Origin of the sequence: Paenibacillus alginolyticus DSM 5050 = NBRC 15375, assembly GCF_000422905.1 — a bacterium.
Taxonomy (GTDB): Bacteria; Bacillota; Bacilli; order Paenibacillales; family NBRC-103111; genus Paenibacillus_E; species Paenibacillus_E alginolyticus.
Genome location: NZ_KE383949.1, coordinates 1 through 12729, shown reverse-complemented (window position 1 = coordinate 12729; position 12729 = coordinate 1). Strand labels below are relative to the sequence as shown.

General features: G+C 45.0%; 18 protein-coding genes. 9 read left to right on the top strand and 9 right to left on the bottom strand.

Annotation, left to right across the window (positions count from 1 at the left end; all coding sequences use genetic code 11):
- Nucleotides 1–285 precede the first annotated feature (285 nt).
- Nucleotides 286–1554: a mannosyltransferase family protein gene (locus G519_RS0139295; protein WP_161632992.1), complete on the bottom strand. Its 1269-nt coding sequence runs from the start codon at nt 1552–1554 to the stop codon at nt 286–288.
- Nucleotides 1555–1770: 216 nt separating this feature from the next.
- Here G519_RS0139295 and G519_RS46880 point away from each other — a divergent pair, with 216 nt between their 5' ends.
- The 7 genes from G519_RS46880 to G519_RS46870 all read left to right on the top strand — a co-directional run bounded on the left by G519_RS46880 (nt 1771) and on the right by G519_RS46870 (nt 5446).
- The gene (locus G519_RS46880) at nt 1771–2778 is read left to right on the top strand and encodes a glycosyltransferase family 2 protein (protein WP_127527879.1); all 1008 of its coding nucleotides are present in this window, start codon (nt 1771–1773) and stop codon (nt 2776–2778) included.
- Nucleotides 2779–2785: 7 nt separating this feature from the next.
- A complete protein-coding gene (locus G519_RS0139285; RefSeq protein ID WP_029199179.1) occupies nt 2786–3232 on the top strand; it encodes a GtrA family protein in 447 nt (148 codons plus the stop codon).
- A 20-nt stretch (nt 3233–3252) separates the two neighbouring features.
- The gene (locus G519_RS0139280; protein WP_029199178.1) at nt 3253–3546 is read left to right on the top strand and encodes an alpha/beta-type small acid-soluble spore protein; all 294 of its coding nucleotides are present in this window, start codon (nt 3253–3255) and stop codon (nt 3544–3546) included.
- 99 nt (nt 3547–3645) lie between these two features.
- A complete protein-coding gene (locus G519_RS0139275) occupies nt 3646–4089 on the top strand; it encodes an Hsp20/alpha crystallin family protein (RefSeq protein ID WP_029199177.1) in 444 nt (147 codons plus the stop codon).
- A gap of 210 nt (nt 4090–4299) precedes the next feature.
- Nucleotides 4300–4518: a hypothetical protein gene (locus tag G519_RS0139270; protein WP_029199176.1), complete on the top strand. Its 219-nt coding sequence runs from the start codon at nt 4300–4302 to the stop codon at nt 4516–4518.
- An 8-nt stretch (nt 4519–4526) separates the two neighbouring features.
- Complete coding sequence (locus tag G519_RS48320; protein WP_051254143.1) at nt 4527–5084, top strand: hypothetical protein; 558 nt, start codon at nt 4527–4529, stop codon at nt 5082–5084.
- A gap of 26 nt (nt 5085–5110) precedes the next feature.
- Nucleotides 5111–5446, top strand: coding sequence for a hypothetical protein (locus G519_RS46870; RefSeq protein WP_064743636.1), 336 nt, complete (start codon nt 5111–5113; stop codon nt 5444–5446).
- A gap of 21 nt (nt 5447–5467) precedes the next feature.
- Here G519_RS46870 and G519_RS46865 read toward each other — a convergent pair whose 3' ends face one another.
- From G519_RS46865 to G519_RS0139225, 7 genes are all read right to left on the bottom strand, one after another.
- Entirely contained in the window at nt 5468–5728 is a 261-nt protein-coding gene (locus G519_RS46865; protein WP_036635704.1) for a hypothetical protein, read from the bottom strand.
- A gap of 20 nt (nt 5729–5748) precedes the next feature.
- Nucleotides 5749–5991, bottom strand: coding sequence for a spore germination protein (locus tag G519_RS0139250; RefSeq protein ID WP_029199175.1), 243 nt, complete (start codon nt 5989–5991; stop codon nt 5749–5751).
- 149 nt (nt 5992–6140) lie between these two features.
- Entirely contained in the window at nt 6141–6446 is a 306-nt protein-coding gene (locus tag G519_RS0139245; protein WP_029199174.1) for a hypothetical protein, read from the bottom strand.
- Between the two features lie 191 nt (nt 6447–6637).
- Nucleotides 6638–6862: a DUF1128 domain-containing protein gene (locus G519_RS0139240; RefSeq protein WP_029199173.1), complete on the bottom strand. Its 225-nt coding sequence runs from the start codon at nt 6860–6862 to the stop codon at nt 6638–6640.
- 112 nt (nt 6863–6974) lie between these two features.
- On the bottom strand, nt 6975–7616 hold the full coding sequence (locus tag G519_RS0139235; RefSeq protein WP_029199172.1) for a TetR/AcrR family transcriptional regulator: 642 nt from the start codon (nt 7614–7616) through the stop codon (nt 6975–6977).
- A 64-nt stretch (nt 7617–7680) separates the two neighbouring features.
- Complete coding sequence (locus G519_RS0139230) at nt 7681–8322, bottom strand: YigZ family protein (protein ID WP_029199171.1); 642 nt, start codon at nt 8320–8322, stop codon at nt 7681–7683.
- Nucleotides 8323–8489: 167 nt separating this feature from the next.
- Nucleotides 8490–9845, bottom strand: coding sequence for a glucose-6-phosphate isomerase (locus tag G519_RS0139225; RefSeq protein WP_029199170.1), 1356 nt, complete (start codon nt 9843–9845; stop codon nt 8490–8492).
- A 205-nt stretch (nt 9846–10050) separates the two neighbouring features.
- Here G519_RS0139225 and G519_RS0139220 point away from each other — a divergent pair, with 205 nt between their 5' ends.
- Together G519_RS0139220 and G519_RS0139215 are read left to right on the top strand one after the other, a co-directional pair.
- Complete coding sequence (locus tag G519_RS0139220; protein ID WP_029199169.1) at nt 10051–11334, top strand: NAD(P)-binding domain-containing protein; 1284 nt, start codon at nt 10051–10053, stop codon at nt 11332–11334.
- Between the two features lie 318 nt (nt 11335–11652).
- Nucleotides 11653–12321 (top strand): DNA-binding response regulator, encoded by a 669-nt coding sequence (locus tag G519_RS0139215; protein ID WP_244280367.1) that lies wholly within the window; start codon nt 11653–11655, stop codon nt 12319–12321.
- A gap of 129 nt (nt 12322–12450) precedes the next feature.
- On the opposite strand, the gene G519_RS46860 is transcribed toward G519_RS0139215, so the two are convergent.
- The coding region (locus G519_RS46860) for a transposase (RefSeq protein ID WP_036635700.1) at nt 12451–12729 on the bottom strand (279 nt) is incomplete at its 5' end.

Below are 12729 nucleotides of genomic sequence, written 5' to 3'. Positions count from 1 at the left end.
AAAAGAAACGTATTCCTGGACACGTTACCCGATTTTAATGTCAGAATCAGGACATTCATCCATACGCCCTCTAGTTGAATGACATATAGTAATTTTGTGAAGGGAGGGATTGAAATGAGTTGTGGTTGCGGTCCTGCTGTACCTTATTCAAACACTTCTATTGTCCTCGTTTTATACGTCCTTTTGGTTATCGTGCTTTGTACTTTCGGATTTGGATGGTAATAAAAGTAATAAGCGGCTGGGACGATGATTCGTGATCCGGCCGCTTTTCGTTATTCAACCCTTTTAGATAACAAAATAGTACCCATTAAAAAAGCCAATCGTCTCGAAAACCTGTAGTATCATAAACAGCATCATATAGAAAATTCGAGCATTTTCCCACTTTTCGGTCAACTTCACTAAGTAAAAATAAAACGGTATACTCACCATCATATAGCGTACGACGCTTACGAGAAATAAAGGTTGACTTGAAAATGGGATGACAATGAGCAGCAAGCCATAAACGAAAAATAGAAGCTCATGCTTATTTGTCATAAGCTTTTTTAAATGAGCAAAGAGGTAACTCAAAAAAACGACAAATACAGCTGTCGATACGGTAAAAGCAATGAAGCCGTTATCCCAGCCATCAGGTGTAGAGAAGTAAGGCTTTTTCAAATAACGAACATAATTGATAAATGGTATTGTTGTATAGCGGAACCAGTGCAAGCTCTGCTCATGAAAAGGAGCCAAGAAATCACCGGTGACGATTCGCATATGTAGGAGATATATACCTATTGGGATAAGTGATAATAGGCTGTATAACGACCATTTCAGATAACGCCAGGTCCATTTGAACCCTTCGTCCATAAACACGGAACCCATCACAAATGCAAGGTTAATAAACCCTGGTACCCTAGTTACGGTAGATAAGCTGGCAGCTATAAAGGCGAGTGCATACTGTTTGCTGCCTGCATAATAGATGGAAGCTGCCGATAACAGCAGAAATAGACTCTCTGTATACGGTAGGGTATAGTAAAGCGACGATGGGTAAATCACTATTAGCAGCAGCACAGTTCCCGCCTGACGTTCACTGAATCCCCGCTGCAGAGCAATAAAATAGATATAAATTAAGGCGCCAAGCAAACATAGATTCGAAACGATCATACCGACTATTGCAGGTTCAAACCAAAATATTTTACCAAGCAAGAATATCATCAGCGGGAACAATGGAAAAAACACCCAATTCGCAGCTGTATGAGGTTCGTCCATCCGAAACTTATCATAGCCTTGTGTGGCTATTTTTAAGTAAGAATACGTATCAAACTTGATAAAATCCTCTAACTTCAGCTTCTCCGTAGAAGCTAGTTCCCCAGGAAGCTTCAGCGTCCACTTGGACAAGGTGCCTGGCACATTCTGCATATACATCGGCACCTGAGAAGACTTAGTGAACAAATTCATCCCGATATATCCAGTAAATAGCATGAGTGCCCGAGAAAATAGGACAAGCAAGACAATCGACAGTATCACATTGACCTTCCTTCTTTTTGGCACTTTCTCTTGCAGTGGTTCCATCATCCATCTCTCCAATCCGAACATCATATATCTTTCCTGTAAATTTACCTGATTACCCCTGTTTTACCAAGTTAAGGATTCGTAAAGAACTATTAATAAGGACGTTTGTAAGTTAAAAATGTTTAATTTTCGTTAAAAAATTAATATTTTACATACATTACGATATAATGAAAGCCATATCATCCTTTCAATCCTCTTTGCAGAATGGAGACGAGAATTGTGGTTCATCCCGTATTGACCATTGTGGTCCCCTGCTATAACGAAGAAGAAGTACTCCCAGAAACAGTATTCCAACTTACCACTGTGTTACAAACTCTCATCTCGGATAAATTAATCGCCACCACAAGCACGGTGCTGTTTGTCGACGATGGCAGCAAGGATGCAACTTGGACGCTTATTGAGAGCTTCCACGACTCCAGTCCTTTGATTACTGGTCTTAAGCTTGCAAGAAATGCAGGCCATCAAAGCGCTTTGCTTGCCGGGCTTATGAAAGCCAAGACCTATTCGGACTGCGTCGTTTCCATCGATGCAGATCTGCAAGACGACACGAGTGTCATTCGCGAGTTTATCGTCAAATTCCACGAAGGCTACGATATCGTTTACGGCATCCGACAGGATCGCTCGACGGATACGTTTTTCAAGCGAGTTACGGCCCAGGGTTTCTATAGGCTCATGAATTCGCTTGGTGTCAAACTTCACTACAATCATGCGGATTTCCGCTTGATGAGCAAGCGTACCCTCGAAAATTTGGAGAAATTTCAAGAGGTTAATTTATTTCTTCGCGGTATGGTGCCTCTACTCGGCTTCCCCTCCACTCAGGTCTATTATGACCGTAAAGAACGTTTTGCCGGAGAATCCAAATATCCGCTTCGCAAAATGCTCGCATTCGCCTTCGATGGCATCACGTCGTTCAGTGTAACCCCTATTCGCTTCGTCACTATCATGGGTTTCCTTCTATTCGCGTTGAGTGTCGTTGCCGGATTATATGCCATTGTAGGCAAAATTCTCGGAGCGAACGTTACCGGTTGGACATCGCTTGTTCTTTCGGTTTGGTTCATTGGCGGCGTTCAGCTTCTCGCGCTCGGCTTAATTGGTGAATACATAGGCAAAATATATAAAGAAGTGAAGCACCGTCCGCTTTTCGTCATCGAGAAGGATTTGACAGCAACTGGACGGGATCACGAATTAGTCCATACGCCATCCAATCAAGTAAGCTCCAGCCGGTGATGATTCAATGAAACGGATAAAAGCTTTGTTGACTAGCAGCTTCGCGCGCTTCTTACTTGTCGGTCTGTTCAATACGTTGGTCGGTCTGTCAGCCAGCTTTGCTTTCTTTAATCTGCTTCACCTCAATTATTGGATATCTACTTTCGCAGGAAATACCATAGGCGCTATTGTTAGCTACACGCTGAATCGTACATTTACGTTTCGTTCCAACGTTAGCGTCGGCAGCAGTTGGTGGAAATTTGCTGTTGTTATTTTGAGCTGTTATGGCGTCTCTTATGGGTTAAGTTGGGTACTTGCAGAAGCAGCAAGCTCTTTCCTGCCATCCGTGCGGACAGATTTTCTGCACAATGCTGCTATTTTGGTTGGTAATGGCTTTTATACGATTGGAAATTATTTGGGACATAAATATTTTACATTCCGAACTCATGTCACGGACAACCCTGGGGTATCCTAATCACCAAGAGGTGATGCCTAATGGCACGAAGAAGAAGCAACCGGGCCATCGTGCCCGGATCGGAACACGGCCTGGGACTGCTCAAGGCGCAAGTCATGAAGAATCAGGGGTATAATGTCAACCCAGAACGACCTGATCTCGTCAAATATGAAGTAGCCCGAACGCTTGGCGTTCCCCTTCAGCAAGGCTACAACGGGCAGCTTAGCTCAGAAGACGCTGGCAAGGTCGGCGGTCCGATTGGCGGGGCTATGGTGCGTGAGCTCGTGCGCATGGCGCAGCAGCAGCTTGCGAATCAGCGGCCACCGCAGCGATAGGTCATGAGAGACAGCCATATTCCGCCGCGGGTGTACATAAACTAGTAGCAAGCTGCTCGCAGCGCTACTTTCTATGTAGAAGTCAGGTGATGATGGCCGATGAATCCCCCAGGCAACCGAACGCCTAAGCCCGATTGGAAAGGGCTGTCGGCGCAAGCTGGCGATGTGCTGGGCCCCGAATTCTGGCACGATATTGCCAGTATCATCCCGCTAACCGGGCCAAGAGTTGATATGTATGAGACACCGCAGGAACTCGTTGTTGTGGCTGAAGTTCCCGGATTGTCTTCACCCGAGCAGATTCAGCTTTCTTTCCGTGACCAATCCTTACTTATGCGCGGGATGCTCGTTCGGCCCTACCAAGTACTCGATGAACAAATGCGGTTGTCTGAGCGATATTTCGGTGCATTCGAGAGAGTTTTCCGCCTACCCGGCAATGCGATGACCGATCTAATGCGGGCGCAATATCACAACGGTTTGCTCATCATTCGAATCCCGCTTGCTCCTCCGGATGGAGAGAAAGTTATTCCTATACAGTTCACGTAATGAGCAAAATCAGGAGTTTAGCTTACATTCGTCATGGTTGATGGTTACGAACCAAATAAAGATTACCCTCTAAACGGCCTTTCTCGCCGATTGGTCGGTAATCTTTTTTATATTCAAAAATGAATCTTTACCGAAAAGAGAAATGAATCTTCCTTTGTCCCCATATAAATAAAAGAGAGCGTTCGGAAATGCAGGATTGGAGGGATTACTGTGGTGCGCATACAATTTCAATCTATACACATCGATGGAATCGCGGAAACATCCAGTGTGAACAGGGGTACGAATCGGATCATCGGAAAGCGTCATTCCGAGAAGCTTAATCAAGGGCTTGGGGAAATAAGCGGGGAGCATAATATTATTCTGGGTGGCAAGCATACTGTCCAAGATGGCGACACCTTTGATGTTAAACCATCTACACGAGAGAGCTGAGATTACCCATGTGGTTTCAAAAAAAGAAATCGGCCCCGCCCAAAACGCAGCCAACTAGAGGTACAGCTAATGCTAAAACATCAACCCCAGCCAGAGCTGAGGTTAGAACTGAAGCTAGTTCTGGAGCTAGTCCTGCCGCTAAACCAGAAGTTAAAACTGGAGCCATATCTCCCCAGGATCAACACGTTCAGCAATTAGAACGGCGTCTTCGCAAATTGGAAGAAGAATTGGCTGATCTTACGGCCAAACACCCGAAGATACATATTGATACCCTGCATATCCATCAACCCGTTTTAGAAAACTTAACCTTTCGGCTGGATCATCTCGATATTAAGGAACTGAGCGGTTCATTGAATCTAGGTAACAATTTCGCTGCCAAGCCAAGTGAGAAAAGTGTACCGGTTGATGAAGCTTTTAAACGTGCAAATGTGTCAAAAGAAAGTAAAACCGCTAGCTCTCGTACTTCCACTGAAGGTGTAGATGCTGCTTCACAGGCTGCTGCCGCTTCGAAAACAGAGCGAACCTCGACCGGTTATAAATACACACCACCGCAGTCTAATTCATAAAGAGGTGATACAAGGTGTCCTCCTTCATGTCCCCAACATTCATTATCGGCTCCATCCGCATCGGATCGGTACAAAGCGCGTCCTGTCTCAATATGGGCAATAATTGGCCGACCGATTTTCAAAGCAATCAGAAAACGGTTCAAGGCTTTGGCGCTGTCGAAGGCGACAACAATCAGTTAGTTGGAACCCGCTCTATGCTCAACGATTCCGATTTCCTTGATATGCTCAACATCGGAGATAACGAAACACCCGAGTGGCTGCAGGACATGATTGCCAACCAGGCTCAGACGTCCGGCTTTACCCCTGCTCCCGTCAGCCCGCAGGCTGAAGATACGACAAATGCTCCACAAACTGCTGATTAGAGCAGCTGCGGAGCATTCTTTTTATACACGGCCAATGATCAAGTCCCCTTTGGTATAAGGGGCATCGATGATGTCATTGTCATAAACCGTGTTGATATTATAAAGCACGTAATTATGATCACCGTTTATCTCTCCAAGGCCATTGTTTGCTTTCCCACTTGTAGACCAATTTACTTGTATGTTGGTGCCGATAAAAATACCGGATGCATCGGCTATGGAATTAACATGGATAGAATCAAATTCAATGAGCGGAGGCTCTAGCGGGCACGGTAATTTCAGCACGACATTCACCCACCATTCAACTATACTTGATTAGTAACAGCTGGTTTAAAATCCTGATCATTAATTGGTGCATCAATAAAATCGTTGTCAAAGATGAAATTAACAATATTGGCGGAGAAGGTATTTCCGATAAATTGACCCGTCCCGTAATTGTTTTTGCTGTGTGAATCCCAGCTGGATTGCGCATTCTCACCGATCCCGACGGTGGCATTCGTATTTTGACTATTTATATTAATCATGTTAAAAACGATGGAACTCGGCACACTGCTCACTCCCTGTCCTTGGATAACTTTCAGCTTCTTCAGCCCAGCTTGACGGACTTTGGCCGGAGATGTATCTTAGCCTATTCATCCAGAGCTGAAATGGTTCCAAAAAAAAAAGACCCTTTCCCAAATTGGGAAAGAGTCCTCCTTTACCAGAAGAATCCTGGACCACCGAAGCCACCACCATAACCAAAGCCACCGCCATAACCAAAGCCACCACCGTATCCAAATCCACCATAAGCATAAGGTGCTGTGCCAATCGCTAACAGATCAAACAAAACCAATGGAATAATCGCTTTTACTTGAACTTTTTTGCCTTTTTGCGGAGCAACAATCAACGTGTTACCGCTGATCCGCACCAATTTACCAGTTACTTGAGTTCCGTCTTTCTTAAGAGCCACGATATTTTTCCCGACCAATTTCCGAACGTCGTCTTTACGAATTTTTGATGCCACAAACGTCCACCTCCTTCAACCAATTGAGATACATTGCTCTACAGTGTACGGATGTTTAAGTCACATCGCTTGGATAGCTGTCCACTCTCCGGTAAAAATACGCAGTTGTCCTCCTACCGTTCAACGCAAAAAAATTGCCGCATCTCCAGCACTAAGGCCAAGATAACGACAATTTTATGGGCAAAAAGTGCTTATGCTTTACGAATTTTACCAAGCTCTGTGGTAATCGCATCAATTTCGCTAATACTGAAATTATCTTTGCTGATGACCAAGTCGTACAAGTCCTTCAAGTCCTCATATACTTCCTGTTTGACGTTCGAGGCTTTAATCGACCCACCGGTAGCCATGCGCAGCTTTCTCTTAATTTCTTCAAACATATATTCCACGTTTTCTTCCGACCAAATGTTCAAATCCATAGCTTTATGTTCTTCCTTCCTCTAAGCGCTTGTGCCACATTAAGGAGCAAGCTCCCCTTTTGTTATTCTAAAGCACTTATCGGATGTTGTAAAATGAAATCCATTTACTGATTTATGCAGATTCTGTATTAACAAGTGTCACACGCGGACGCTGCTGTTCATAGGAATCTAAATCCAAGCTGACACAGATGAGGCGGATATGCTCTTCAGCCAGTTTCCGCGCTTCCTCATAGGATTGTTTAAACTGAATGCAATACGAAATTAGGCCATGTAAGGACATAAACAAATTCCATGGAAGTGTAAACTTCCTGCTCTCGGCTCCCGGTTGGTCGGCCATCACTTGACGAATGACGATAGCAAACATTTCCAGAGATTGGGCTTGCTCGGTACGCGAATATTGCTGCAGCTCTGGCTCGTTAATCATGAACATCATTTCGTAATGATGTGGATTATTCAAACCAAATCGCACGAACTCCATCATCAACTTTTGAAGCAGATTCACGCTAAACCCTTGCTCACGAACAATCATTTCCCGCTGACGCTGTACTAATTCGGAGAAATCTTCCTTAATTAACGCATAAAACAGTTCAGCTTTCTCATTAAAATGGTAATATAACGCACCATGGCTGTACCCCATTGCTTTTGCGATGCTGCGCATCGTTAAAGCGCGATAACCGAAAGTAGCGAATAATTCCCGCGCTTCCGCAAGTATACGTTCTCTGCTAAGCTCTTGCGCGACTGCTTTCCTAGCCATTCCTATCCCTCCGCATCCTTAGCTTCTATGAAATTAGTTGTGCCTCTCAAAGTCCCGAGCCTGCCTATTCCGGCAAGCTCTTATGAACCAAGTATTCGTTCTCTCCTGCAATAACAATGCCTTGACCTTGTGTAAAATCTGTTGCCCAGTTGATAAATGCTTCCGCTGCCGCTGCCAAAGGATAACATGCTACAGTCACTTTATCCGTAAACTGAATGTCCCCTAGGAGCATCCCCTGACTTCTTAGTTCGTTCTCGAGTTTGCCATACCACGTATAATCCACCTCAATCAGCACTTGCTGATGATTGACTTTATAAATTGGCTGTCCTGCTTCAATGCCTACCACGGCTCCATCCGTATAAGCCCGAATGAGTCCGCCCGCGCCAAGCATAATGCCGCCGAAATAACGGGTAACGACAACAACGATATTCTTAAGTCCTTGATGCTTAATCACTTCCAGAATCGGCTTTCCTGCTGTACCACTCGGCTCCCCATCATCAGATTGCTTCTGAATCTGATCCCTTTCTCCGATGACATAGGCGCTGCAGTTATGTGTTGCCGACCTGTGTTCCTTCTTGATAGCTTCAATAAATAGGGTAGCTTCTTCTTCTGACTCTACCGGTTTGGCATGACCGATGAAACGCGACTTCTTGATGATGATTTCCGACGATCCGTACGATTGGATAGTTTTGAAATGTGCTAGCATAGCCGACCTTTCTTGGTAGAAGGAAACATCTGTTTCATTATATTCTACACACATCCTTTGACTTCGACAATATAGAAAGAAAATTTACCACACAAATAATGGAAATTATCCATGGAAAAAACGACCAATCCGATAGGATTGATCGTTTTTCTGCTTGGCATTATGAATTAATTCTGCAAGCGTGCTTCCAGCTCGGCTTTTTCCTTTTCGTAACCCGGTTTGCCTAAGAGGGCAAACATGTTCTTTTTATAAGCTTCAACACCTGGTTGGTCAAAAGGATTCACACCCATCAGGTAACCGCTGATACCGCATGCTTTTTCGAAGAAATACACCATATATCCGAAGGAGTAAGGCGTCATATCCGGCAGCGTTACGATCAGGTTCGGTACGTTACCGTCCGTGTGAGCAAGCATCGTGCCTTGGAAAGCTTTTTTATTCACGAAATCCATCGTTTTCCCGCTCAGGAAGTTGAGTCCATCCAAATCATCAGGATCTGTACCAATTGTAATATGATCAGCCACTTGATCTACTTGAATGACCGTTTCGAACAGAATCCGGTTGCCATCTTGAACGAACTGACCCATGGAGTGCAGATCCGTCGAGAAGTCTACCGATGCTGGATAAATACCTTTGTAATCTTTGCCTTCGCTTTCACCGAACAGCTGCTTCCACCATTCCGATACGAAATGCAGGGAAGGCTCGTAGTTGACGAGAATTTCGATTGTTTTCCCTTTGCGGTAGAGCGAATTTCGAACGGCAGCATATTGATAAGCTTGATTCTCGCTCAACTTCGGATTAGAGAACTCGTGCTGCGCATCCGCCGCGCCTTTCATAATCGCTTCCACATCAATGCCTGCTGTCGCGATTGGCAATAAACCAACAGCTGTTAATACCGAATAACGTCCACCTACATCATCTGGAATGACAAAAGTTTCGTAACCTTCTGCTGTAGCGAGTGTTTTGAGCGCACCTTTCGCTTGATCCGTTGTAGCATAGATACGTTTGCGCGCAGCTTCTTTGCCATATTTCTTTTCTAACAATTCACGGAAAATACGGAAAGCAATCGCTGGCTCGGTTGTTGTACCGGACTTCGAGATCACGTTCACGGAGAAATCTTTGCCTTCAAGCAGTTGAAGCAAATGCGTAACATAGGTAGAGCTGATGTTATTTCCCACGAAATAAATCTCAGGCGTCTTACGTTTATCTTTTGGCAAAATATTATAGAAAGAATGAGACAACATTTCCAGCGCCGCGCGCGCGCCTAAATAGGAACCACCGATACCGATAACAACTAGCGCCTCGGAGTCGGATTGAATTTGTTTAGCGGAAGCCTGAATACGAGCAAACTCCTCACGATTATAATTCTCAGGAAGATCAACCCATCCTAAATAATCGGAGCCTGCACCTGTTTTGTTATGCAGTTGTTCATGCGCAAGCTCTACTTGAGCCGCCAAATAATCAACCTCATGCTGGGATAAAAAGGATAGTGCTTTACTGTAATCAAATTGTATTTTCTTACTCACTATGTTCGCCTCCATCTCTATTTTTTTCCTTTTCCTAGCATACTTATTTGCCTGTCCAAAAGCAAGTAAGCGATCCTATATTGAATGATATTCAACGATGAGCGATCGCGTAAGCGGAGAGACTTTGGTCTCCGACCAAAGATTCATATAAAGTAATTCACAGGTTATAATACCCATGATAAAATGAATCTAGAGGTGAAGGATCATGAAACGTATCGGCTTTATTGGACTTGGCACTATGGGCAAACCCATGGCTGCTAACCTTATTCAAAAAGGTTTTATGGTAACTGTATATAATCGGACTGCTGAAAAAGCGGACGAGCTGGCCCATCTTGGTGCTGAAGTGGGTTTGACCCCATCTGAGGTAGCTCGCAGCTCAGATGTTCTGATTACAATGCTTAGCAATGACGCTTCACTACTTGAAACGTTCTATAGTGAGCAAGGCATTCTGAGTGGCATTCATCCCGCTCTGACGATTATTGATTCCAGTACCGTAGCCCCACAAACAAGTAAAAAGCTGGCCGAGGAGCTCGCAGCGCATTTCGTCGACTTCCTCGACGCACCTGTCACTGGCAGTAAACCTTCTGCCGAAGCAGGTACGCTTACTTTCATGGTCGGCGGCAGCCAAGAAGTGTTCGACGAGCATCAGGATGTATTCCTCGCACTTGGCAGCAAAGCACTTTACCTCGGTCCGAGCGGTTCCGGTTCGTACGCAAAGCTTGCCCACAACACGATGGTGGGCATTAATTTAGCCGGCTTAGCCGAAGGCTTATCGATTGCAACTAAAGCAGGTGTAAACCCTGCTCAATTCTTAGAAATCGTTCGCTCCGGTGGAGCGAACAGCAAGATGGTTGAACTGAAAGGCGATAAGATTATCGATCGCGATTTCAGCAATCAATTCTCCCTGAAGCTGATGCTGAAGGATCTGCAGCTTGCTCAGGAAATCACGGGCAAGTTCCAACTCCCGACTCCTATGCTGCAATCGGCTTCCAACTTATTCCAAATCGGCCTAAGCAAAGGCCTCGGTGAAGATGATTTGAGTTCCGTCATTCAGTGTTATGAAGAATGGATGGGTGAGAGGGTCGTCAGGCCTAGTGAGCCTGTCGTTGCTAAAGAGAAGCCGGCATCGCCGCTTTCTGGCCGCGAACGCCGCCGGAACACGCGCGTGAAGCTGGACATTAGCCTGAAGCTGTCCATCTACCAATGGGAGCAGGAAGGTTCCTTCTCCGGCCAAAACATCGACGGCACCCTCTTCGACTTGTCCGAGAGCGGACTGCAGATTACATCTGCCGCCCCGCTTGCGCCGGACATGTTCATCGTCATCCACTTCCCGCAGGAAGCGGATCTGCCGCCAATCACTGCGCGCGTGATTCGCATCGAGTCCGAAGGCCGCAACTTCCGTTATGGCTGCATGCTTTCAGCGTTGCCGCCTTATGTGCGGATTAAGCTGGAGCAGTATATTGAGGATCATATTCAGTATGCTTTGTAGGAGAACCGTAAAAGTGATAATACATTAAAGTAAAATTAATTATACATTAAAGAATTAGTGATATAGATTTACGCGACGCGTGAAGAACATGCCGTCTTTCCCTTTTGGGAGAGGCGGTATTTTTATTTTCCAGGGAGGTGCAGAACTTCATTTCATTTCATTTCACTTCACACACCACGTTAGACCAAACTGCACTGCACTACAACACAAAACTACACCATGCCAGGCCAGGCCAGGCCATACCACAGCTCAGCTTAAATTATCAAAGTTGAACATAGCGAGAAAATAAGAAAAAACACTTTATAGTCGGAGGTTGGAATGATGGAGTTTGTAAAAGAGCATGAAAACTTTGTAAGATTCCATGAGGAGAAACGTTCAGGAGAGCGCCTGCGCCGATTAAAGGAGGGGCATGGCTATGCTGAAAAACAATTTATGCATCATATCTGGTGGCCGCTCATTGGACATTTTCGCCATCTACATCCCGAGTATGAAGTAAGGGATTTTCAAGACAACACAAGGTTCTTCGACTTTGTTTATCTCCGTCCTCCGCATCGAATTTGTTTCGAGATCGACGGGTATGGTCCACATGCGAGAGACATTGACCGCTCCCGTTTCGGGGACAATTTAATGCGGCAGAATCAGTTGGTTCTGGACGAGTGGAAGGTTTTTCGGTTCTCACTCGATGATATCACCCAGCATCCGGGACGCTGCCAACAAGTCGTCCTCAACATAATGGCGCGATGGTATGGCGATCAAACTCAACTTATTTCACTTACACATCGAAAAAAAGAAATCACTCGGCTGGCCGCAAGTACCATCGATCCGCTTAAACCGCAGGTAGTGGCTGATCATCTTGGCATCCGTGTTGAGCATGCACGAAAGTGGCTTCATAGCCTACACAGCAAAGGCATAATAATGCCAGCCAGTGGCGAGCAGAGAATTCGCTCTTACATTCTGGATCCTGCAGGGCGGAAATTGTTCGTTTAGGCTAATTTAGAGACGTTGATGGCCAAAATAGCTCGGTTCCTCAAAATAGAAGCCTTTAGGAGTACGTTTCACAATGTAATTTATTTGAGAATCTGCTTCTCCAATTTGAATCGGTACTTTTCAAAAAAATTAAGCAGAAAGCTGAGGGGTATTCATTGCTTGGTTAATTCGATCAACTGAAAGTTTACAGGATGTATAAAGTAAGCAGGCTAGCTCCATATTCATTTTGGCTTTTTTACCTCCACGATGACGAACATTATCAAGTTGGAACTGTCCTTTGAGATAGGCAAATACACGTTCAACAGCTGTTCGTTGATCATACAGTTTCTCATGGGCTTCACTACCCCGTGCTGGAAACGTGTACTTGCGGCGATTATCGGATACTTTAATTTTTATCACTTTCTTGCA

Coding starts and splice junctions, on each gene's coding strand:
- G519_RS0139295 (WP_161632992.1), bottom strand. CDS start 1,554: ATGATGGAACCACTGCAAGAGAAAGTGCCAAAAAGAAGGAAGGTCAAT.
- G519_RS0139285 (WP_029199179.1), top strand. CDS start 2,786: ATGAAACGGATAAAAGCTTTGTTGACTAGCAGCTTCGCGCGCTTCTTA.
- G519_RS0139280 (WP_029199178.1), top strand. CDS start 3,253: ATGGCACGAAGAAGAAGCAACCGGGCCATCGTGCCCGGATCGGAACAC.
- G519_RS0139275 (WP_029199177.1), top strand. CDS start 3,646: ATGAATCCCCCAGGCAACCGAACGCCTAAGCCCGATTGGAAAGGGCTG.
- G519_RS48320 (WP_051254143.1), top strand. CDS start 4,527: ATGTGGTTTCAAAAAAAGAAATCGGCCCCGCCCAAAACGCAGCCAACT.
- G519_RS46870 (WP_064743636.1), top strand. CDS start 5,111: ATGTCCCCAACATTCATTATCGGCTCCATCCGCATCGGATCGGTACAA.
- G519_RS0139240 (WP_029199173.1), bottom strand. CDS start 6,862: ATGGATTTGAACATTTGGTCGGAAGAAAACGTGGAATATATGTTTGAA.
- G519_RS0139235 (WP_029199172.1), bottom strand. CDS start 7,616: ATGGCTAGGAAAGCAGTCGCGCAAGAGCTTAGCAGAGAACGTATACTT.
- G519_RS0139230 (WP_029199171.1), bottom strand. CDS start 8,322: ATGCTAGCACATTTCAAAACTATCCAATCGTACGGATCGTCGGAAATC.
- G519_RS0139220 (WP_029199169.1), top strand. CDS start 10,051: ATGAAACGTATCGGCTTTATTGGACTTGGCACTATGGGCAAACCCATG.
- G519_RS0139215 (WP_244280367.1), top strand. CDS start 11,653: ATGATGGAGTTTGTAAAAGAGCATGAAAACTTTGTAAGATTCCATGAG.